Source organism: Amycolatopsis dongchuanensis (assembly GCF_039542405.1).
Lineage (GTDB): Bacteria > Actinomycetota > Actinomycetes > Mycobacteriales > Pseudonocardiaceae > Amycolatopsis_E > Amycolatopsis_E sacchari.
This window is the reverse complement of record NZ_BAABIB010000058.1, coordinates 25,701-45,666: the sequence shown is the minus strand read 5'-3', so window position 1 is coordinate 45,666 and position 19,966 is coordinate 25,701. Positions and strand designations below refer to the sequence as shown.

Below are 19,966 nucleotides of genomic sequence, written 5' to 3'. Positions count from 1 at the left end.
CGGAGGACCGTTGACCACCTGTCTCGCTCGCCTGATCGCCCGGTTCGTCGCCACCTGCTCCGACTGCGGAGCCCGCATCCCGGCCGATCAGGTCATGTGCTCCATCTGCGCCAACAAGTAGCCGCCACCGTCTGGAAAGGACACATCACCGATGGGAAGCAACAAGGGACTCGTGCACCGCGGCTCCAAGTCCTGGTGGACCGGTGACTTCAAGACTCTGTGCGGCCTGGTGATCCCGGCCGGGACCGGAAAGTCCCCGTGGTTCACCAAGCCCGCCTGCCCCACGTGCGAGGCCGCCGTCGCGGCCCGCAAGCGCAAGTAGCGCACCGACCCTGCCGGGCCGTCCGTCCGACTCGCCTCCGGGCGGCCCGGCAGCACCACCCCGTCGTCCGCGTTTCGTTGCTAGGAGAGGTTGTTCGATGAGCACCGCGACCACCGCCGATCGGAACCCGTTGCAGGAGTGGGCGCTGTTCCTCGCTGAGCAGGGCTGGCCCGTGTTCCCGCTCCGTCCGCTGACGAAGCGGCAGCCTGCCGTGAAGGACTGGGAGAACCGCGCCACCGCCGACCCCGCCCGTATCCGCCGCTGCTGGGAGGCCGACCGGTGGAACATCGGCCTCGCCACCGGTCCGGCCGGTCTGGTCGTGGTGGACCTCGACCTGCCCAAGGAGGGGGAGTCCGGTCCGGATGGCGTGGCCGCGCTCGCCGAGCTGGCCGCCGAACGGGGCGGCCCGGTGCCGGACACGTTCACCGTCGCCACGCCGTCAGGCGGTCGGCACCTGTACTACCGGGCCCCGGCCGGGGTGCGGTTGCGCAACAGTCAGGGTCAGCTCTGCCCGTGCGTGGACACGCGGGCTGGGGGCGGATACGTGGTGGGGCCGGGGTCGGTCACGGCGGAGGGCGGCTACGAACTGCTCGATGAGCGCGCCCCTGCCGAACTGCCAGGGTGGTTGGTCCAGGTGTGCGCCGAAAAGGCGTCTCCGGCGATCTCAGCGCCCGTTCAGATCCGCTCTGCCAACCCGACCGCGTACGGGTTCGCCGCGCTCCGGGGTGAGTGCCAGCGCGTGCGAGACGCCAAACCAGGCACGCACAACGGCGTGCTCTCGTCGGCTGCCTACACCATCGGCCGCAAGGTCGGGGCCGGGCTGGTCGACCACGCCACCACCCGCGCCGAGCTGATCGCGGCCGGGGAGACGCTGATCGGTTCTGCGCACTGGCCGCCGAACGCGCGCGAGGTTGCTCGCGTGGTGGACGCCGGACTGGCCAAGGGCGCGAGCAATCCCGTTCGTAGGAAGGAGGTCGCCTGATGACGCATCCCACCGACGCCACGTTGCATGCGATCGACGACGCCATCGGCACCGACGACACCGACCCGCGCGGGACGTGCAGCCAGTGCGGCCGGCCGCTGGGCAACTCGCCCTCGGACGACTTCTGCTCGGAGAACTGCCAAGCCGTCTGGCGCGCTGCGAACGCGACCGTCCTGCCCGGACATGAGGTGCTGGACCGGGTGCGGGACATCGTGTCCCGGTTCAACGTCTTCCCCTCCGAGCACTGCGCGCCGATGCTCGCGCTGTGGTACGCCCACACCCACGCCGCGGACCACTTCTACGTCACGCCCCGCCTGATCCTGTCCAGCGTCGAACCCGGGTCCGGCAAGACGCGCGTGCTGGAGGTGGCGCAGTACCTCGTGCGGGCACCGGAGATGACGTTCTCCGCGACCACCGCCGCCCTGTTCCGCATGGTGTCCGAAGGCCCGATCACCATCCTGTTCGATGAAGTGGACACCATCTTCAACGCCAAGGGCGGCAACAACGAAGACCTCCGCGGCCTGCTCAACGCCGGGTACAAGCGCGGTGCGGCCGTGGCCCGCTGCGTCGGTGACGCCAAGGCCATGAAGGTGCAGCGGTTCCCGGTGTTTGCTCCGGCTGCGCTCGCCGGGATCGCCGGGAACATGCCCGACACCATCACCACCCGCGCCATCACCATCCACATGAAGCGCCGACGTGCCGACGAAGAGGTTGAGGAGTTCTGGGAGGAGGACGTCGAACGCGAGACCGCACCGCTGCGTGAGGCGCTGGCGACGTGGGTGGGGTCGGTGACCGACAAGATCAGCCGGGGTCGCCCGACGATGCCGCCTGGGGTGCGTGACCGCGCGGCGGAGATCTGGCGTCCGCTCATCGCGATCGCCGACGCGGCAGGGGGGCACTGGCCGGACACGGCCCGCGCCGCCTGCGTGCACTTCATCGAGGTCGCCAACGCCGACCACAACGGCGGCGGACAGCGCATGCAACTGCTTGCCGATCTGCGCGACCTGTTCACCGCCCGCGACACGGACAAGCTGCCGACCACCGAGATCCTCGCCGCGTTGCACGAGATGGACGAAGCGCCCTGGGGCGACCTGGACGGCAGGCCGCTCGATTCCCGACGCCTCTCCGCGTTCCTGAAGCCCTACGGCGCGAAGCCGAAGGACATCAAGCTCCCCAACGGCACCGTCGTCAAGGGCTACCGCGCCACCGGTCCCGGCGGACTCGCCGACGCCTGGCAGCGCTACCTGCCTCCAAGCGCTACCTCCGCTACCTCCGCGACCGTGCAGGTCAGGACGGTAGCGGATACGGGGGAGGTAGCGGATACAAGCGCTACCTCCGGAGCGTCACCACCGATCACGGACGGTAGGTAGCGGATCTAAGCGCTACCACCCCCGTATCCGCTACCCCTCTGACCTGCGAAGTAGCGCAGGTAGCGCAGGTAGCGGCAAAACGCCGCCAGCCCATCCGCTACCCCGACGACGGGAGGACCGATGACGCGATTCGCCGACCACGCCGCGCACGTCCGCGAGGGAGTACTACGCACGATGGCTACGCCAGCCCGCTACCTGACTGTCAAAGCGTTCTGCGATCTGATGGGTATTTCACGCCGCACCTTCCAGGAATGGCGAGCAAAGCAGACCGCGCCGAAGTGTCTGAAGCTGCCGAATGGCGAGCTTCGCATAAGTATCGCTGAGTACGACCGTTGGGTTTCCCGTCTTGAGGAGGCAGCTTGAGTTTCGATCAAACCAGTTTGTCCGTGCGAATCTGGGGCATCGAAACGTACAAGGGCAAGACGAAGTCGACGTACTGGGTGCGCTGGCGAGTTTCTACTAAGCGGTTCAAGGAGCCTTTCAGTACGAAAGCGCTCGCCGAAAGCTTCCGGTCGAGGCTTCGCACTGCTGCGAGCAATGGCGAGGCGTTCCGCCTCAGTGATGGTCTGCCTGTCTCAATGGTGCGCCCAGAGCAGGAAATGGACTGGTACACGTTCGCTCGCAAGTACGCGGACATGAAGTGGCCGAAGGCTGCTGCTACATACCGGCGGACCATTGCGGAGGCGTTAACGGCGATTACGCCGGTTATGTTGAGTAACGGTGCTGGCCGACCCGATGAGAAGAATATCCGATCGGTCCTGAACCGCTGGGGATTCAACACCCAAGCGCGCGACGGTGAAAAATCCGAGTGGGCGGAAGCGACGTTGCGATGGATCTCTCGGAACTCGCTTCCGTTGGCCGAGGTGATGCGACCCGAGACTGCACGGAAACTGCACGATGCTGCGGTAAGCAGGGTTGATGGGAAACCCCTCGCCCGCTCGGTTGCTCGGCAGCGTCGCATGATCCTCAACAACGCGCTCAGTTACGCTGTCGAACTCGGACTTATCCCCGAAAACCCAGTAAGGGAGATCAAGTGGACGGCACCGAAACCGTCCCGTGTCATAGATGTCCGGCGAGTTGCGAACCCCGTGCAAGCACGCACCCTGCTGCACGCGGTCAAGAGGCAGAAGCCGAGCGGGGAACGGTTGTATGCTTGCTATGCGACGATGTATTTCGCCTTGGCCCGTTCTGAGGAGGCGCTGAATCTTCGCGAACCGAATCTTTCGCTGCCGCAGCCAGAAGTGGACAAGGAAACCGGGGAGCTGGTTTACGGGTGGGGAAAGATCTGGCTCGAAGAGGCGACGCCTCACGCTGGAAAGGCGTGGACGGACAGCGGCAAAGCACGCGACGAGCGCGGACTTAAACACCGGGAACGAGGCGAAGGACGCTGGGCACCTTGTCCTCCCGAGCTGACCGCAATCCTTCTCTGGCACCTCGAAACCTTTGGGGTCGACGATGAGAAGCGTCTGTTCCGTGGCGTTCGTGGGGGAGAGGTTCCGCTGATCACCTGGAACCGCGTGTGGCAGGCCGCTCGGGGGTATGCGTTCACCGAGGAGGTAGCGGCGACCCCGCTGGCACGTAGGCCATATGACCTCCGGCATGCGGGAGTTTCTGCGTACCTCGGCGGCGGAGTGTCGCCGACGACGGTCGCTGAGTGGGCTGGGCACTCGGTGGAGGTGCTGTTGCAGGTCTACGCGAAGTGTCTCCACGGCCAGGATCGGTTGGCCCAGGAGCTGGTTCAGGCGGCGCTTGGGCACCGTCGCCGGTAGCTAGGATCGCTCGGCACGTCTTCGGCACAACCAGCCGCGTACGGCTGCCGTGGGCTGCACTCCACTGCACACCTGGTGATCGCCCCCTGCCAGCGTCCCCGCTGGTCAGGGGGCGAATCGCCGAGGTGGCGAATGGTGCCCCCGGCAGGATTCGAACCTGCGACACCCGCTTTAGGAGAGCGGTGCTCTATCCCCTGAGCTACGAGGGCTTGCCGGCGTCACTCTACCGGCCTGCGGGGCCGCCCACGAGGGGGCTCCCGGTGAAACACGGTGCGGGCGAACAGCGTATCGACTCCAGCGCTACCACTGGGTAACCTTCCGTGACGGACGCGGAAACCCCGCTCCACCGAACCACCGGAGGGCCCGTTGATCAAGCTGGTTTTCGCTGACGACGAGGAGTTGGTGCGGTCCAGTCTGCGCGGGATGATGGCCGGCGCCCCGGACATCGAGGTGGTCGGGGAGGCCGTGGACGGGCGTTCCGCCGTCGAGGCCGCGCGCCGCCTCCAGCCGGACGTCGTGCTGCTCGACATCAAGATGCGCGCCCCCGACGACGGGATCCGCGCCCTCCGCGCGATCCTCGCCCTCCCGACACCCCCGACCGTGGCCATGCTCACCACCTTCGACATGGACGAGTACGTGAGCCTGGCCCTGCGCCTGGGCGCCAACGGGTTCCTCCTGAAGGACATCGAGCCCGCCGCCCTGCTGCGCGCGGTCCGCGACCTCGCCCGCGGCGGCGCCGTCCTCGACCCCGGCGTCGCGGCCCGCATGGTGCGCGCCCACCGCGAGGGCCAGCGCGCCGCCCAGCCCGCGCGCAAGCTCCTGGCCAGCCTCTCCGAACGCGAACGCGAGGTCGTCGCCCTCATCGGGCAGGGGCTGTCCAACGCCGAGATCGGCGGCAAGCTCCACCTGTCCGAGGCCACGGTCAAGGGCTACGTCTCCGCGGTCCTGTCCAAGATCGGCGCCGCCAACCGCGTGCAGGCCGCGCTGCTCGCCTACCGCGGCGGACTCTTGGACCAGCTCTAACACCTTCTCAGGCGAGTCTCAGCACCGTCGGTAACACTGTCCACATGCGCATACTCGTTGTCGACGACGATCGGGCGGTCCGGGAGTCGCTCCGGCGCTCGCTGGAGTTCAACGGCTACCAGGTCGACCTCGCCGGCGACGGTGCGCAGGCACTCGAACGGGTCATCAACGACCGGCCCGACGCCATGATCCTCGACGTCATGATGCCCCGCCTCGACGGCCTCGAGGTGGCCCGCCGCCTGCGCAGCACCGGCGACGACCTGCCGATCCTCGTGCTCACGGCCCGCGACACGGTGTCCGACCGCGTCTCCGGCTTGGATGCCGGGGCCGACGACTACCTCCCGAAGCCCTTCGCGCTCGAAGAGCTCCTCGCGCGCCTTCGCGCCCTGCTCCGCCGCGCCTCCCGCGAGGAACAGGCGGGCGCCAACGCGGAGCAGCTCACCTTCGCCGACCTGACGCTCGACCCCGGCACCCGCGAGGTCCGCCGGGGTGAGCGCGAGATCAGCCTCACGCGCACCGAGTTCGCCCTGCTCGAACTGTTCATGTCGTACCCGAAGCACGTCCTCACCCGCAGCCGCATCCTCGAGGAGGTCTGGGGCTACGACTTCCCGACCTCGGGCAACGCGCTGGAGGTCTACGTCGGGTACCTGCGCCGCAAGACCGAGGCCGGCGGCGAGCCCCGGTTGATCCACACGGTCCGCGGAGTCGGCTACGTGCTCAGGGAAACCCCGCCGTGAGCCAGATCCTGACCGAACCGGTCAGCGTCGTCGACGTCGGCGAACGCAGGCCCCAGCGCCGCATCTCCCTGCGCGCCCGGGTCTCGCTGCTCGCCGCGGCGTGCGTCGCCGGGGTGATGGTGCTGGTGTCGCTCGGCGCGTACATCACGGTCTACAACAACCTCTACCAGCAGGTCGACGACAACCTGCAGGTCCGTGCCATCGCCGCCGCGCAGACCCCGCAGGTCCGGCAGGGCATCCAGGAGTTCCCCGGCGCGCTCCTGAGCAGCACGGACATCCAGATCTGCCTGCTGGATTCCGACGGCAGGCTCACCCTGCCGCCCGGCGGGCGCCAGCCCCCGGTCGGGCAGACCGAAATCGCCGTCGCGCAAGGCGCCGCGTCCTCCTCGATCCGCACGGACGACAAGACCGACATGCGCGTCGTCTCGCTGCACTACGGGCCGGGGCAGGCGCTCGTGCTCGCCCAGTCGCTCACACCGACCGAGCAGACGCTCAACCAGCTGGCGATCGTGCTCATCCTGATCGGTGGCGGCGGCATCATCGTCGCCGCGCTCGCCGGGACAGCCGTGGCGCGCACGGGGCTGCGGCCCGTCGAACGGCTGACGTCGGCCACCGAATACGTCGCCCGGACGGGTGACCTGCGTCCGATCCCGGTGAGCGGTGACGACGAGCTGGCCCGGCTGACCACGAGCTTCAACACGATGCTCGGCGCCGTCGCCGAGTCGCAGGAACGGCAACGCCGCCTGGTCGCCGACGCCGGGCACGAGCTGCGCACCCCGCTGACCTCCCTGCGCACCAACCTGGAGCTGCTGCTGTCGGCCAACCGGGTGGGCGCGCCGACGCTGTCCGAGCAGGTCAGGAAGGACATCGAGACCGACATCAAGGCGCAGCTGGACGAGCTGACGCAGCTCATCGGCGACCTCGTGGAGCTGGCGCGGCAGGACGAGCCGCGCACGGACTTCGAGCGCGTCGAGATGATCGAGGTCATCGAGCGGGCGCTGGACCGGGCCCGCCGCCGTGCCGGCGAGATCGAGTTCGACGTGCAGCTGCAGCCGTGGGTGCTCACCGGCGACCACAGCTCGCTGGAGCGCGCGGTGCTGAACCTGCTGGACAACGCCGTGAAGTTCTCGCCGCCGCGGTCCACCGTGCGGGTCCGGATGTACCCGCTGGGCGACGGCACCGCGGTGATCGAGGTCGCCGATTCCGGCCCCGGTATCGCCGAGGCCGACCTGCCCAAGGTGTTCGACCGCTTCTACCGCTCCTCCGAGGCGCGCACCCTGCCCGGTTCCGGCCTGGGCCTGTCCATCGTCAAGCAGGCCGCGGAACGGCACGGCGGCACGGTCTACGCCGGCCGCGCCCCCGAGGGCGGCGCACTGCTGACCATCCGGCTGCCGGGAGCACCCGCCTGAGCGAGATCCCCGCGATGTTTATTCGTGTAGGATTTTGTGTAGTTGGCGAGCGAGGGAGCGAAGGTGCTGGCGCGGCAGCGGCAAGCGGTGATCCTGGAGGAGGCCCGGCGCACGGGCGCGGTCCGGGTCAGCGAGCTGGTCGCGCGGCTCGGCGTCTCCGACATGACGATCCGCCGTGACCTCGACGTGCTGGCGAGCCGGGGACTGGTCGAGAAGGTCTACGGCGGCGCGACGGCGAACCTCGGCAAGAGCACCGACGAGCCGGGCTTCGAGGCGAAGTCCGAGCAGCAGCAGGCCCAGAAGGAGGCGATCGCCGCGCTCGCGGCCGGGCTGGTCCGGCCGGGCACCGCGATCGGGATCTCCGCGGGCACCACGACGTGGACGTTCGCCCGCGCGCTGGACTCCGTGCCGGGGCTGACGATCGTCACGAACTCCATCCGGGTGGCCGACGTCCTGCGTGAGTCCGGGCAGCCGGAGCGGACGGTCGTGCTCACCGGGGGCGTGCGCACGCCGTCGGACGCGCTGGTCGGCGGTGTCGCGGTGGCGAGCCTGCGGCGGCTGCACCTGGACCAGGTGTTCCTCGGGGTGCACGGCATGGCCGAGGGGCCGGGGTTCACCACGCCGAACCTCGACGAGAGCGAGACCAACCGCGCGCTGGTCGAGGCGGGCCGCAAGCTCGTCGTGCTCGCCGATCACACCAAATGGGGCATCGTCGGCATCTCCACGATGGCCGATCTCGAGGAAGCGGACGTCGTGGTGAGCGATGACGGGCTCCCGGCCGCCGCCCGCGAGACACTGGCCGAGCACGTGGGCGAGCTGGTGGTCGCCGACGTGAACGAGGCGGAGGAAAGTTGATACGCACGGTCCGGCACCTCGCCGACGGCAGGGAGATCATCTACTACGACGAAGCGCCGCACGCGCGCGACGCCGTGGACACGCGCGACCTGCCGCCGGTCGCGGCGAGCTCGGAGATCCGCCGTGACCCGTTGTCCGGCGAGTGGGTCGCGATGGCCGCGCACCGGCAGACCCGCACGTACAAGCCGCCTGCCGACCTGTGCCCGCTGTGCCCGAGCAAGCCGGGCAAGCCCAGCGAGATCCCCGAGTCCGATTATGACGTCGTGGTGTTCGAGAACCGGTTCCCCTCGTTCTCCCAGCACGTCAGCGGCGAAGCGTCCAGTGTGGACGGCGCTGGCCTCGTGCCCACGGCGCCGGGTCGCGGCCGCTGTGACGTCGTGTGCTTCACCAGTGACCACAACGGCTCCTTCGCGACGCTGAGCCCGCGGCGGGTGCGCACGGTCGTGGACGCGTGGGCCGACCGCACCGCATCCATGTCCACTCTGGACGGTGTGGAGCAGGTCTTCCCGTTCGAGAACCGGGGTGAGGAGATCGGCGTGACGCTGTCCCACCCGCACGGGCAGATCTACGCGTACCCGTTCGTCACGCCCAAGACCCGCCGCGCGCTCGACACGGCCCGCGCCTACCAGGCCGAACACGGGCGTCCGGTGCTCGGCGACGTGCTCGCCGCCGAGCGTGAGGCGGGGACGCGGGTCGTCGCGCAGGGGGAGCACTGGACGGCGTTCGTGCCGCCCGCCGCGCGCTGGCCGGTGCACGTGCTGCTGGTGCCGCACCGCCAGGTCCCCGACATCCCCGCGTTGTCCGACGCCGAGCGCGACGACTTCGCCGAGGTCTACTTGCAGGTCCTGCGCCGCTGCGACGCGCTGTACGACCGGCCGCTGCCCTACATCGCGGCGTGGAACCAGGCGCCGGTGCGTGTCGACCGCGAGCTGGGCTGGCTGCACCTGGAGCTGTTCTCGATCTTGCGCACGAAGGACAAGCTGAAGTACCTGGCCGGCTCGGAGTCGGGCATGGGCGTGTGGATCAACGACGCCACCCCGGAGCAGATCGCGGAGCGGCTGCGGGCGGCGCACCCCTGATCTTCCCGGCATACTCATGTCGGACCCTCAGCTTGGGCTCAGCCAGCTCTCAGGACCGACCGACATGGTGAGGACATGACCGAGAACGACCCCAGCGCACCGCACGGCGGCGGTGCCCCCCGGGACCCGCAACCGGAGCAGCGTCCGGCGCAGGAGGACGCGAGCACGCCCCCGCGGGGTACGTCTTTCGGTGGGGAGCAGCCGAGCCCCTGGTCGGCACAGGGCCAGCAGCAGGCGTACCCCTGGACGTCGCCGTCGCAGACCGCACAGCACCCGTACCAGACCGCCGCGTACCCGACGACGCAGCAGCAGGCCGCGATTCCGCAGCAGCGCAAGGGATCCGGCCGCCTCGTCGCCGGTGTGGCGGTGCTCGCGCTCGTCGTGGGCGGCGCGGCCGGTGGCGCGGGCGGCTACTTCGCCTCGCAGAACTCCGGGGGTGGCGTCGCCTACAACGCGCTGAACCAGCCGGTGCCGAACCAGCAGACCAGCGCGGCGCCGTCCGGCAGCGTGGAGGCGGTGGCGCAGAAGGTTTCGCCGAGCGTCGTCGAACTCGTCGTGTCCGGCAGCCAGGAGCAGGGCGAGGGCTCGGGCTTCGTGTTGTCGACCGACGGCTACGTCCTGACGAACAACCACGTCGTGGAGGTCGCCGCGAACGGCGGCAGCATCCAGGCGGTGTTCCAGGACGGCACGAAGGCGACGGCGACGATCGTGGGCCGCGACCCGACGACGGACGTCGCCGTGGTCAAGGTGCAGGGTGCGAAGAACCTGACCCCGGTGTCGCTCGGCAACTCCGACGACCTGCAGGTCGGGCAGTCCGTCGTCGCGTTCGGTTCGCCGTTCGAGCTGGCGGGCACCGTGACGTCGGGCATCGTGAGCGCGCTGCACCGGCCGGTGCGCGCCGGCGGCAGCAGCGGTGACCAGACGACGGTGATGAGCGCGATCCAGACGGACGCCGCGATCAACCCGGGCAACTCCGGCGGTCCGCTGGTCAACCTGTCCGGGCAGGTCATCGGCATCAACTCGGCGATCTACAGCCCGCAGTCCTCCGGCGGTTTCGGTCAGCAGACCGAGGCGACCAACGCGGGGATCGGGTTCGCCATCCCGATCAACCAGGCGCGGCGGACGGCGCAGGAGATCATCGACTCCGGCAAGGCGACCCAGACCTACATCGGTGCCGGCGTGAGCGACGCCCAGTCCGGTGGTGCGCTGATCCAGTCGGTGCAGGCCGGCAGCCCCGCCGAGCAGGCCGGGCTCAAGGCGGGCGACGTGGTGACGAAGGTCGACACCCAGGTGATCAACGACGCGGACGGCCTGATCGCCGCGGTGCGCACCAGGGCGCCGAACGACAAGGTGACTTTCACGCTCAGCGACGGCCGCACCGTGCAGGTGACGCTCGGCGGCCAGCCGGTCGAGGTGAAGTAGACGCTCGGCCGCGCAGGCGGCCGAGACCAACTCCGGGCTCCCGGCGGGTTTTCCGCCGGGAGCCCGTTTTTTTCACCGCACCAGCTCCGTGAAGTGCCGTGAGCCGTGGGCGGCCGTCCACCCGATCCGCAGCGCGGCCGCGTCCGCGATGCCGCCGAGCGCGCCGACACCCAAGCGCGCCCAGGGAAACCAGGCCCCGTCGCCGATGCGCACCCGGTCACGGCTGGCGACCCGGCCGGGTTCGAGCTCGACCAGCACCCGCCCGCCCGGGGCGAGGAGATCCCTGACCCGCCGCAGCAACGCGACGGGATCACCGCCGATGCCGATGTTGCCGTCGGCGAGCAGGGCGTGCCGCCAGCGCCCTTCGCCCGGCAGCCGCCGGAAGACGTCCCGGCGCAACGCGGTGCCGCCACGCTCGCGGGTGAGCCGGACGGCGGTGGGGGACACGTCGATCCCCAGTGACGGGACGCCACGGGCGGTCAGCTCGGCGGTGAGCCTGCCGGGGCCACAGCCGATGTCGAGCGTCGGGCCCGCGCACCGGGTGAGCATCAGCTCGTCGCCCTCGCCCGGTTCGGCACGCCAACGTGCGGTGGGGAGCTCGATCCGTTCGCCCGTGGCGAGTTCCAGCACACAGGTGCGGCTCAGCAGCGCGGCGTCGAAGGGGGTCATGGCGTGACCGCCGCGACCGCTTCGGCGAACCGCCCGCCTGCCAGGCGCGCGACGCGGCGGGCGTCCATCATCGTGTCCACATCGGACAGACGCCGTAGGTCGGTGGGGACGAGACCGGCTTCGCTGAGGGCAATACGGGTGCGTTGTCCGGTGTCGGGGCGGGACATCGGCACCCCGGTGAGCACCTTCGCGTCAGCGGCGTCGGTCACGCCGAGCGCCCACCACCCGCCGTCCTCGGCAGGGCCGAGCACGGTGCCGTGTTCGTCGAGCGCCGCGGCGGCCTCGGCGAGGAGGTCCGGCGTGACCTGCGGGGTGTCCATGCCGATCTGCAGCACCGGGAGGCCATCCGGGCTCGCGTCCTGGTGCGCGTTGGCGAGCCGCTCGCCGAAGGTTTCGCCGCGCTGTTCGACCACGGTCAGCGGCCACAGCGCGTGCACCAGCTCGGCGCCGCGGGCGGCGCGCCGGAAGTCGCCGGTGGCCGCGACGACGGGCACGGCGCCCGGTGTCGCGACGACGGCGTCGAGCGTGTCGAGCAGCGCGGCGGCCGCGATGTCGGCGGCCTGCGCGGGGGTGGCCGGCGGGCAAAGGCGTGTCTTCGCGAACCCGGGCACCGGCGCCTTGGCGACGACGAGCAGGCAGAAGGTCATCGGCGCAGCACCTTCGCCATGTCGCGAACGGCACGCGCGGTGCCGCGGAGCGAACCGGAGACCTTCGACTTCGTGCCGGCGGCGCGCGGCCGGTACGCGACGTCGAACTCCTCGATCGCCAAGCCCGCGCGCCCGGCCTTCACGAGGAGTTCCAGCGGGTAGCCGAAGGCGCGGTCGGTGACGTCGAGGTCCAGCAGCGCCTGCCGTCGTGCCGCGCGGATCGGTGCGATGTCGTGCACGGGCACGCCTCGTCGGCGCAGGAGCCGGGCGAGGATGTGGTTGCCCAGCCGGGCGTGCCACGGCCACACGTCTCGTGCGATGGGCATTCGACGACCCACGGCCAGGTCGGCGCCGCGTGCGACGGCTCCGGCCAGGCGCGGCAGGTCCGCGGGGTCGAGGGAGCCGTCGGCGTCGAGGAAGCAGACGATGTCGGTGGTGGCGTGTTCGAGGCCGGTGTGCACGGCGGCGCCGTAGCCGCGGCGGGGTTCGTGCACCACCTTGGCGCCCAGCGCGGCGGCGATCTCCGGTGAGCCGTCGACGGAGCCGTTGTCGACCACGATCGGCCGGAACCCGGGTGGCAGCGCACGGAGCAGGCGGGGCAGGGCCGCCGCCTCGTCGAGGCACGGCAGGACGGTGTCCGCGTTCATGGGCATCGACGTTAAGTCCGGGGTGGACAGAGCGGAACCGTTGCGGCGCTTACCGAAATCTGACGTGCTCGGGTTCTTACCGTTGTCTTACGGTGGCTGTCGGTGGTGCGGGGTAGCGTGCAGGATGTGGTGGTGACCGAGTCTGGCCGCGTGCTCGTCGTGGACGACGACGAGACGGTGCGCGACGTCGTGCGGCGGTACCTGGAGGCGAGCGGCTGCACGGTCGAGGTCGCCGGGGACGGGGCGGCGGCGCTGCGGGCGTTCGCCGAGCGGCCGGCGGATCTGGTGGTGCTGGACGTGATGATGCCGGGCCTCAGCGGTCTGGAGGTGTGCCGCCGGTTGCGGCGGTCGAGCCAGGTGCCGGTGGTGCTGCTGACCGCGCTCGGTGAGGAGGAGGACCGGATCGCGGGGCTGCGGCTCGGTGCGGACGACTACGTGACTAAGCCGTTCAGCCCGCGCGAGCTGACGTTGCGGGTCGGTTCGGTGTTGCGGCGGGCGCGGATGCCGAGCGTGGAGCCGGTCGCCGCGGAGGTGTCGGACGGCGATCTGCGCCTCCAGCCAGGCGCCCGCCTGGCGACGCTCCGGGGGGTCGAGGTGCCCCTCACGTCGCGGGAGTTCGACCTGCTGGCGTTCTTCCTGGCGCACCCGGGTGTCGCGTACTCGCGGGCCGACCTGCTGGAAAAGGTGTGGGGCTGGGACTTCGGCGACCAGTCCACGGTGACGGTCCACGTCCGCCGCCTAAGGGAAAAGATCGAGCGCGACCCAGCGAAGCCAACCCGCATCGCGACCGTCTGGGGCGTCGGGTACCGCTACGACCCGGTGGGGACGTGAGGGGTTCGCGGGGGTCTGGGGCGTGCGGCCGCCGCTTGCGGAGGCTGGGTGCCGGGGGTGGCTGCCGGGGCCGGCACCCAACCTCCGGGCCCCGGTTCATCCCTGGCGCCGATCGTCCCTCGGCGGCGTGCTGTCGGGGTTCATCCCGGCGCCGACGGCGCTCGGCGGTGCGCCCCTGGTTCATCCCGGTGCCGAAGGCCCGCGGCGGCGCGCCTTGGGTTCATCTTCGGCCCGACCGCCCTCGATGGCGCGCCTTGGGTTCATCTCCGACCCGACCGCCCTCGATGGCGCGCCCTGGGTTCATCTTCGACACCGATGGCCCGCGGTGGTGGGCCCCTGCTTCATCCGGTGCCGATGGCTCTCGGCGGTGCACTGGTTTACCTTCGCCGCCGACTGCCCTCGGTGGTGCGCCCTGGGTTCCTCTCCGGCACCGATGGCCCGCGGTGGTGGGCCCCTGAGTTCATCCCGGTGCCGATGGCTCTCGGCGGTGCGCCCCGGTTCACCTTCGCCACCGACTGCCCTCGGCGGCGTGCTGCGGAGGGGCTGCCTGCCGCGTTTGTCGCCGGGGCGTGCCCCTCGGCTTGCCCCCGTGCCGGGCCTCGGCCAAGGCTTGTTTCCGCGCCAGCGAACCTCCGCCGTCCGCGGCCCGCGATGCCGGTCAGCTTCCGCGCCCGGTTCCACGACCACGTCCCTCAACCGTCCGCCGTCCCCGGTGCCTGCCGCCAGCTTCCCGCCCCGGCAGCCCGGCCCCCGGTCCCCGATCGGCGCAAGATGAGCCTCGCGGGAGGAGAGCGCGATGATCGAATCCGGTGAGTCGTTCGGCCAGATGCTCGCGCACGTCTGGCACATCCTGCCGCTGGCCGTGGCGTTCACGCTGCCGGTCGCGCTCGTGGGAGGCCTCGTCCTCTACTGGCTCCGGCGCGGGTCCCTCACCACGACCCTCACCGTCCTTGTCCTGATCCCCGTCCTCGCCACACTCACGGGTGTACTCGCCATCAGCGGGTTCATGTTCACCCCGGCGCTGATGACCATGCTGCTCGTCTGCCTGCTCGTCGCGCTCGTCACCGTGCCCGCGGCGGTCCTGCTCGGCCGGGTCATCGCGCGGCGCAGCGTGTGGGAGCGCGAAGCCCGCGAGCGCGAACGCGCCGGGGAGGCGGCCCGGCGCGATCTGGTGGCGTGGATCAGCCACGACCTGCGCAGTCCGCTCGCCGGCATCCGCGCGATGGCCGAGGCCCTCGCGGACGGCATCGTGTCGGAGAAGGACGAGGTCGCCGACTACGCGAGCCGCATCAACGGCGAGACCGCGCGGCTGTCGGCCATGGTCAACGACCTGTTCGAACTCTCCCGCATCACGGCGGGTGCGCTGCGCCTGACGATGTCGGCGGTGCCGCTGCAGGACGTGGTGAGCGACGCGCTCGCGGCCCAGACCGTGGTGGCGAACCAGAAGAAGGTGCGGGTCCTCGCGGACGCGGACGTCTGGCCCGTCGTCACGGGCAGCGATCCCGAACTGGCGCGCATAGTCCGCAACCTGGTGTCCAACGCGATCCGGCACACCCCGCCGGACGGCACGGTGGCGATCCGCGTCGGCGTCGAGGGCGAGGAGGCACTGCTTTCCGTCGACGACGGGTGCGGCGGCATCCCCGAGGACGAGCTGGACCGCGTCTTCGACGTCGCGTTCCGGGGGACGCAGGCCCGGACCCCTGACCGCTCGGGTAGCGCCGGCGGCGGGCTTGGCCTCGCGATCGCCAAGGGGCTCGTCGAGGCGCACCGCGGGCGCATCCACGTCCACAACCACGGCGACGGCTGCCGGTTCGAAGTCCGGCTGCCCCTCGCCGCTAGCTGACCGGCGCGCGGAGCGGATCGGTGGCGAAGGCCTCGATCCCCGCCTCGAACGGGACAACCGCGCGGAAACCGAGCAGTTTCGAGGCCCGACCCGGGTCGGCGACGATGTGCCGGACGTCGGCGGGCCGTGCGCCGCCCACGACGCGTGGGGCAGGACCTTCGCATGCTCGGGACAGCTCGCGGGCCAGGTCACCGACGGTGTGCGGAACGCCGGAGCACACGTTGACCGGGGTGAGTTCGCCCGGTGTGCCCGGAGCTTCGAGCGCGAGAAGGTTGGCGCGGGCGACGTCGTGGACGTGCACGAAGTCACGTCGCTGGTTGCCGTCTTCGAGGACCGTGGGGGCTTCACCGCGCGCCAGCGCTGAGCGGAACAGCGACGCGACTCCGGCGTACGGGGTGTTTTGCGGCATTCGGGGGCCGTACACGTTGTGGTACCTCAGTGCCCAGACGGTCGCGCCGGCCTGCCGCGCCCAGGCGGCCGCGAGGTGTTCCTGGGCGAGTTTCGTGGCCGCGTAGGTGCTCTGCGGGCGGAGTGGTGCGTCTTCGGGCACCAGGCGCGGTTGGAGGTCCCGGCCGCACTCCGGGCAGCGCGGTTCGAACCGCCCGGCGTCCACATCGGACTGACATCGGGGTGAGGGTGCGACGATGCCGTGTTCGGCGCACGCGTACCGGCCCTCGCCGTAGACGACCATCGAGGAGGCGAGCACCAGTTTCGTCACTCCGGCGGCGTGCATCTCGGCCAGGAGGACCGCGGTGGCGTAGTCGTTGTGGTAGGCGTACGCCGGCGCGTCCGAGGGGTCGAGCCCGTGCCCGACGACGGCCGCTTGGTGGCAGACGGCGTCCACTTCGGACAGAAGTCCGCGCAGGAGGGCCTGGTCGGAGACACTGCCTTGCACGAACCGGTGCTGGAGGTAGTCCGGCGGGGTCGCGGTGCCGTGGGCCTGCGGGAGGAGGTCGTCGAGGACCGTCACGGTGTGGCCTTCGGTGGCCAGCAGGTCGGCGACGTGGGATCCGATGAAGCCGGCACCGCCGGTGACGAGTACGTGCACCCTCGTCACGCTATGGGGTGGTGGTGGGTACGCGCAGTAGGTCGGACGTGGCCGTCAGAGTTCGGTAACAACGGGCTAACGTGTGCCCCATGGAACGCAGTGCACAGCGGCTTGGCCGCGCCCTCGTGGTGATCGTGGACGACCGCGCAGCGCATGGCGAGCATGACGACACCTCCGGCCCACTGGTCACGGAGTTGCTGGAGGAAGCCGGGTTCATCGTGGACGGCGTGGTCGTCGTGCACGCCGACACGGTCGCGATCCGCAATGCGCTCAACACCGCGGTGATCGGCGGGGTGGACCTCGTGATCACGGTCGGTGGCACCGGCGTGTCGCCGCGGGACGTCACCCCGGACGCGACCGCGGGCGTGCTCGACCGGCCGATCCCGGGGATCGGCGAGGCACTGCGCTCGTCGGGGCTCGCCGCGGGTGCGGTGGACGCCGGTATCTCGCGCGGGCTGGTCGGCGTCTCGGGCAGCACGTTGGTGGTCAACCTCGCCGGCTCGCGCGCCGCGGTGCGCGACGGCATGGCGACGCTGTCCGCGCTGGTGCCGTACGTCATCGACGAGCTGTCCGGCCTCGACGAGTCCTGACCGTGCCCGCCGACGACCGCGACGAGGACGCCCGGCGCCGCCGGAAGCGGCGTTCCCTGGACGCCGTCTTCGGCGAGGTGCTCCCGGAAACCACCACGGACGAACGCGACCCCGACCCCCGCGGCGACGACCGGGAGACGTGGTACCGGGAGAACCGGCCACCACACCACGACCGCTAGGCAGGGGCGACGGCTGCGGCCACGTGCGCGGGTACGCGGCCAGGCGTGCTGCGGGTATGGCTCGGGTGCTGCCGGCACGCCACCGCCGTCGGCTCGGGTTGGCGGCGGCTGGCAGCGGGCCGTGGGCCACGGCCGTCAGCCGGGGATGCCGATCGCGGCCGGGCTACCGATCGCGGCCGTCCGTCTGGGGTGGCGATAGCCGCCAGGGCAGGGGCGGCTGCTAACGGGCGGTCGCTCCGGCGGGCGTCCTCGGTTGCACCCTGGGTTGGGTGGCCCAGCACGCAGGGCTTGCCGCTTGGCCCGGCCAGCCCGGGTTAGTTGGCTGGCCGGGCGGCGCCCTGGCTTGCCGTCTGCCGGACCAGTGCCCTGGGTTTGCCGCCTGGTCGGGGCGGTGGTGGGTTGACTGGCCGAGCTGGCGCCCTGGGCTTGCCGCCTGGTCGGGCCAGCGCTCCGGCTTGCCGCCCGGCTGGGGCAGCGCCGGGTGTGCACCGTGGGTTGATTGGCCGGGCCAGCGCCGTGAAGACGCGCCCTGGTTGGCCCGGCTGGCCGGACCCACGCTCCGGGGATGCCCCCTGGTGGCTGGCCGCTGGCGCCCCGGGGTTGCACCCTTGGTTACCGGGCTTGCGCCGATGCGCGCTGTGCCTTGAGGCTTCGGCAGCGGCCTGCGCCCCCGGCTGTGCGCCGACGTTCGCACCGGTGCGCACCCCCGCGGACGAGCCGGTACTTACCGGCAGCCGGGTGAACGCGCCGGGAACTGACCTTGCAGCCCGGCGAGAGCGCCGGAGTTGACCGGCAGCCGCGGCGGACGGGCCGGTACTGACCGGCAGCCGGGCGGACGCGCCGGGAACTGACCTTGCAGCCCGGCGAACGCGCCGGAGCTGACCGGCAGCGGCGGCGGACGCGCCGGAACTGACCGGCAGCAGCCTGCCAACCCGCCGCGCTGGGGCGACCGTGACCACGCCGTACCGCCGCCCTGGCGGTAGCCGCTCCTGTGCGGGCACTGCCCGCGCTGATCAGGCCTTCGTCGTCTCCTTGTCGTTCTCGTTCTGGGGGCCGCGCTGCTCGCGCAGCAGGTCGCGGATCTCGATGAGCAGTTCGACGTCCGTGGGCTCCGCCGGGCCGGGTTCCTGGCCCCGCTTGCGGCGCTCCTGGATCTTCTTCACCGGCAGCACGATCACGAAGTACACGACCGCGGCGATCAGCGCGAAGTTGATCACGGCGTTGATGACGCCGCCGAAGTCGAGGAACGTGGAGTCGTTGTCGCCCAGGATGTTGAAGCCGAGGCCCTTCGCCGCGTCCGTGCCGCCGATCGTGTTGATCAGCGGTTTGATCAGGCCGTTCGTGAACGCCGTGACGATTGCGGTGAACGCGGTGCCCATCACCACCGCCACCGCGAGGTCGACGACGTTCCCCCGCATCAGGAAATCCTTGAAGCCCTTGAGCATGTGCACTCCTCCCTCGACGGACGCTGTTAGCGGAGGGTAACGGCAACCGGATTCCGGAGTGACGAAGCCGCCACTTGTGTCGCTGTGTCGGGCGGAACGGCGATCAGGACGAGCGGGCCCTTGTCCTCACCCGCGAGGAACCGGCTCGACCCGGCGGGCGGTGAGCGGACGTCGACCACCGTCGCCAGTGGCGCGAGCACCCGGCTCACACCCTCGTCAGCGGTCACGACGTCCACCCGGGTGCCAGGCGAGAGCAAACCGGCCACAGCGGCATCGGCCAGGCGGACGGGAACTGTGGACAACCCGGGGACAAGATTGGGGACAGCGCCGGGACTCGCGCGGGCTGATGCGGCTTCGGGTGAGGGCGGAGAGGCGCCGGGGGAACGCACCGCGAACACCGCGGCGAGCACGAGGAGACCGACCGCGACCAGGCGGCGGAATCGCGAAAAACGCCTGCTGCGCAAGGAAGAACGCAGCCTGATCCAGATCTCCCACAGGCGGATACGCATCGCGGGCACACTCCCTTTCGCCAGTGCGACGGCGGTGGTTCCGCTGTCGTCACTTCGACGTTAGGGGTGTGCCCGCGCGAGGGAAAGGAGCTGATCAAGCACCTGTGGATAACCGGGTGCCCGTGGACAACTCGGCCGTCAGGAAGCGGCGGCGGCTGCCGTGGAGGAGCTGCTCGACGAGGACGACGAGGACGCCGACGACGAAGACGACGAGTCCGACTTGCTGCTCGACCCGTTGGACGACGAACCGTTGCTCGACGCCGAGGACGAGGACTTGCTCGAACCCGACGACGACTTGGAGTCGGAACGCGAGTCGGTGCGGTAGAACCCGCTGCCCTTGAAGATCACGCCGACGGCGCCGTAGAGCTTGCGCAGCGGGCCGGTGCACTTCGGGCACTCGGTCAGGCTGGCGTCGGAGAACGACTGCACGGCCTCGAACTGGTGGCCGCACTCCTTGCAGGCGTACTGGTAGGTGGGCACTGGTGCTCCTTCGCGCATTGGCACTCGATCCGCGAGAGTGCTAACGCTAGACGATACTGGGCCATTCCCCCGCAGGTCAAACGGGGTTTCCGGGGTCACGCCCAGGCCGC

The 19,966-nt window shown here is 70.6% G+C and carries 22 protein-coding genes and 1 tRNA gene; 15 read left to right on the top strand and 8 right to left on the bottom strand.

The genetic code is table 11. The features are described 5' to 3' along the window. The first annotated feature begins 151 nt into the window (after positions 1–151). The 5 genes from ABFX51_RS13120 (at position 152) to ABFX51_RS13100 (ending at position 4,443) form a co-directional block, all read left to right on the top strand. Positions 152–322, top strand: coding sequence for a hypothetical protein (locus tag ABFX51_RS13120; protein WP_346053819.1), 171 nt, complete (start codon positions 152–154; stop codon positions 320–322). A gap of 97 nt (positions 323–419) precedes the next feature. Then, complete coding sequence (locus ABFX51_RS13115; protein WP_346053818.1) at positions 420–1,304, top strand: bifunctional DNA primase/polymerase; 885 nt, start codon at positions 420–422, stop codon at positions 1,302–1,304. Beyond that, positions 1,304–2,674: a DUF3631 domain-containing protein gene (locus ABFX51_RS13110; RefSeq protein ID WP_346053817.1), complete on the top strand. Its 1,371-nt coding sequence runs from the start codon at positions 1,304–1,306 to the stop codon at positions 2,672–2,674. Before ABFX51_RS13115 ends, ABFX51_RS13110 begins: the two co-directional genes overlap by 1 nt. 120 nt (positions 2,675–2,794) lie before the next feature. Continuing rightward, the gene (locus tag ABFX51_RS13105; RefSeq protein ID WP_346053816.1) at positions 2,795–3,037 is read left to right on the top strand and encodes a helix-turn-helix transcriptional regulator; all 243 of its coding nucleotides are present in this window, start codon (positions 2,795–2,797) and stop codon (positions 3,035–3,037) included. Further along, positions 3,034–4,443, top strand: coding sequence for a tyrosine-type recombinase/integrase (locus tag ABFX51_RS13100; protein ID WP_346053815.1), 1,410 nt, complete (start codon positions 3,034–3,036; stop codon positions 4,441–4,443). The genes ABFX51_RS13105 and ABFX51_RS13100 overlap by 4 nt, the downstream gene beginning before the upstream one ends. A 133-nt stretch (positions 4,444–4,576) precedes the next feature. Here ABFX51_RS13100 and ABFX51_RS13095 read toward each other — a convergent pair. After that, positions 4,577–4,652 (bottom strand) — tRNA-Arg (locus ABFX51_RS13095). A 157-nt stretch (positions 4,653–4,809) separates the two neighbouring features. Between ABFX51_RS13095 and ABFX51_RS13090 the strand changes: the two genes are divergently transcribed. The 6 genes from ABFX51_RS13090 to ABFX51_RS13065 all read left to right on the top strand — a co-directional run bounded on the left by ABFX51_RS13090 (position 4,810) and on the right by ABFX51_RS13065 (position 10,968). Next, positions 4,810–5,466, top strand: coding sequence for a response regulator (locus ABFX51_RS13090; protein ID WP_091510932.1), 657 nt, complete (start codon positions 4,810–4,812; stop codon positions 5,464–5,466). Positions 5,467–5,510: 44 nt separating this feature from the next. Further along, positions 5,511–6,203 carry a response regulator transcription factor gene (locus tag ABFX51_RS13085; RefSeq protein ID WP_091510935.1) on the top strand — a complete coding sequence of 231 codons (693 nt, stop codon included), beginning with the start codon at positions 5,511–5,513 and terminating at the stop codon, positions 6,201–6,203. A gap of 8 nt (positions 6,204–6,211) precedes the next feature. Further along, positions 6,212–7,612: a HAMP domain-containing sensor histidine kinase gene (locus ABFX51_RS13080; protein WP_091511185.1), complete on the top strand. Its 1,401-nt coding sequence runs from the start codon at positions 6,212–6,214 to the stop codon at positions 7,610–7,612. A gap of 63 nt (positions 7,613–7,675) precedes the next feature. Further along, positions 7,676–8,467: a DeoR/GlpR family DNA-binding transcription regulator gene (locus ABFX51_RS13075; protein ID WP_091511187.1), complete on the top strand. Its 792-nt coding sequence runs from the start codon at positions 7,676–7,678 to the stop codon at positions 8,465–8,467. Next, entirely contained in the window at positions 8,464–9,546 is a 1,083-nt protein-coding gene (gene galT / locus ABFX51_RS13070; RefSeq protein ID WP_346053814.1) for a galactose-1-phosphate uridylyltransferase, read from the top strand. Before ABFX51_RS13075 ends, galT begins: the two co-directional genes overlap by 4 nt. 75 nt (positions 9,547–9,621) lie before the next feature. After that, positions 9,622–10,968: a S1C family serine protease gene (locus ABFX51_RS13065; protein WP_091510940.1), complete on the top strand. Its 1,347-nt coding sequence runs from the start codon at positions 9,622–9,624 to the stop codon at positions 10,966–10,968. Positions 10,969–11,040: 72 nt separating this feature from the next. Here ABFX51_RS13065 and ABFX51_RS13060 read toward each other — a convergent pair whose 3' ends face one another. Genes ABFX51_RS13060 through ABFX51_RS13050 form a run of 3 tightly spaced genes read right to left on the bottom strand, consistent with a single transcriptional unit; the run spans position 11,041 to position 12,931 of the window. Further along, the gene (locus tag ABFX51_RS13060; protein WP_346053813.1) at positions 11,041–11,637 is read right to left on the bottom strand and encodes a methyltransferase; all 597 of its coding nucleotides are present in this window, start codon (positions 11,635–11,637) and stop codon (positions 11,041–11,043) included. Then, entirely contained in the window at positions 11,634–12,284 is a 651-nt protein-coding gene (locus tag ABFX51_RS13055) for a TIGR04282 family arsenosugar biosynthesis glycosyltransferase (protein ID WP_346053812.1), read from the bottom strand. Before ABFX51_RS13055 ends, ABFX51_RS13060 begins: the two co-directional genes overlap by 4 nt. Continuing rightward, entirely contained in the window at positions 12,281–12,931 is a 651-nt protein-coding gene (locus ABFX51_RS13050; RefSeq protein WP_346053811.1) for a glycosyltransferase family 2 protein, read from the bottom strand. The genes ABFX51_RS13055 and ABFX51_RS13050 overlap by 4 nt, the downstream gene beginning before the upstream one ends. Positions 12,932–13,063: 132 nt before the next feature. Between ABFX51_RS13050 and ABFX51_RS13045 the strand changes: the two genes are divergently transcribed. Continuing rightward, positions 13,064–13,762, top strand: a complete 699-nt coding sequence (locus tag ABFX51_RS13045; protein WP_425425845.1) for a response regulator transcription factor — start codon at positions 13,064–13,066, stop codon at positions 13,760–13,762. Positions 13,763–14,558: 796 nt separating this feature from the next. Beyond that, a complete protein-coding gene (locus tag ABFX51_RS13040) occupies positions 14,559–15,605 on the top strand; it encodes a sensor histidine kinase (protein ID WP_346053810.1) in 1,047 nt (348 codons plus the stop codon). On the opposite strand, the gene ABFX51_RS13035 is transcribed toward ABFX51_RS13040, so the two are convergent. Further along, positions 15,598–16,653 carry an NAD-dependent epimerase/dehydratase family protein gene (locus tag ABFX51_RS13035; RefSeq protein WP_346053809.1) on the bottom strand — a complete coding sequence of 352 codons (1,056 nt, stop codon included), beginning with the start codon at positions 16,651–16,653 and terminating at the stop codon, positions 15,598–15,600. The genes ABFX51_RS13040 and ABFX51_RS13035 overlap by 8 nt on opposite strands. A gap of 89 nt (positions 16,654–16,742) precedes the next feature. On the opposite strand from ABFX51_RS13035, the gene ABFX51_RS13030 reads away from it, so the two are divergent. After that, entirely contained in the window at positions 16,743–17,243 is a 501-nt protein-coding gene (locus ABFX51_RS13030) for a MogA/MoaB family molybdenum cofactor biosynthesis protein (RefSeq protein WP_091510955.1), read from the top strand. A gap of 2 nt (positions 17,244–17,245) precedes the next feature. Continuing rightward, positions 17,246–17,422, top strand: a complete 177-nt coding sequence (locus tag ABFX51_RS13025; protein WP_091510958.1) for a hypothetical protein — start codon at positions 17,246–17,248, stop codon at positions 17,420–17,422. Positions 17,423–18,435: 1,013 nt separating this feature from the next. On the opposite strand, the gene mscL is transcribed toward ABFX51_RS13025, so the two are convergent. From mscL to ABFX51_RS13010, 3 genes are all read right to left on the bottom strand, one after another. Next, positions 18,436–18,867 carry a large-conductance mechanosensitive channel protein MscL gene (gene mscL, locus ABFX51_RS13020; RefSeq protein ID WP_346053808.1) on the bottom strand — a complete coding sequence of 144 codons (432 nt, stop codon included), beginning with the start codon at positions 18,865–18,867 and terminating at the stop codon, positions 18,436–18,438. Positions 18,868–18,893: 26 nt separating this feature from the next. Beyond that, positions 18,894–19,376, bottom strand: coding sequence for a hypothetical protein (locus ABFX51_RS13015; protein ID WP_346053807.1), 483 nt, complete (start codon positions 19,374–19,376; stop codon positions 18,894–18,896). A gap of 138 nt (positions 19,377–19,514) precedes the next feature. After that, positions 19,515–19,856 carry an FmdB family zinc ribbon protein gene (locus tag ABFX51_RS13010; protein WP_091510963.1) on the bottom strand — a complete coding sequence of 114 codons (342 nt, stop codon included), beginning with the start codon at positions 19,854–19,856 and terminating at the stop codon, positions 19,515–19,517. Between the last annotated feature and the right edge of the window lie 110 nt (positions 19,857–19,966).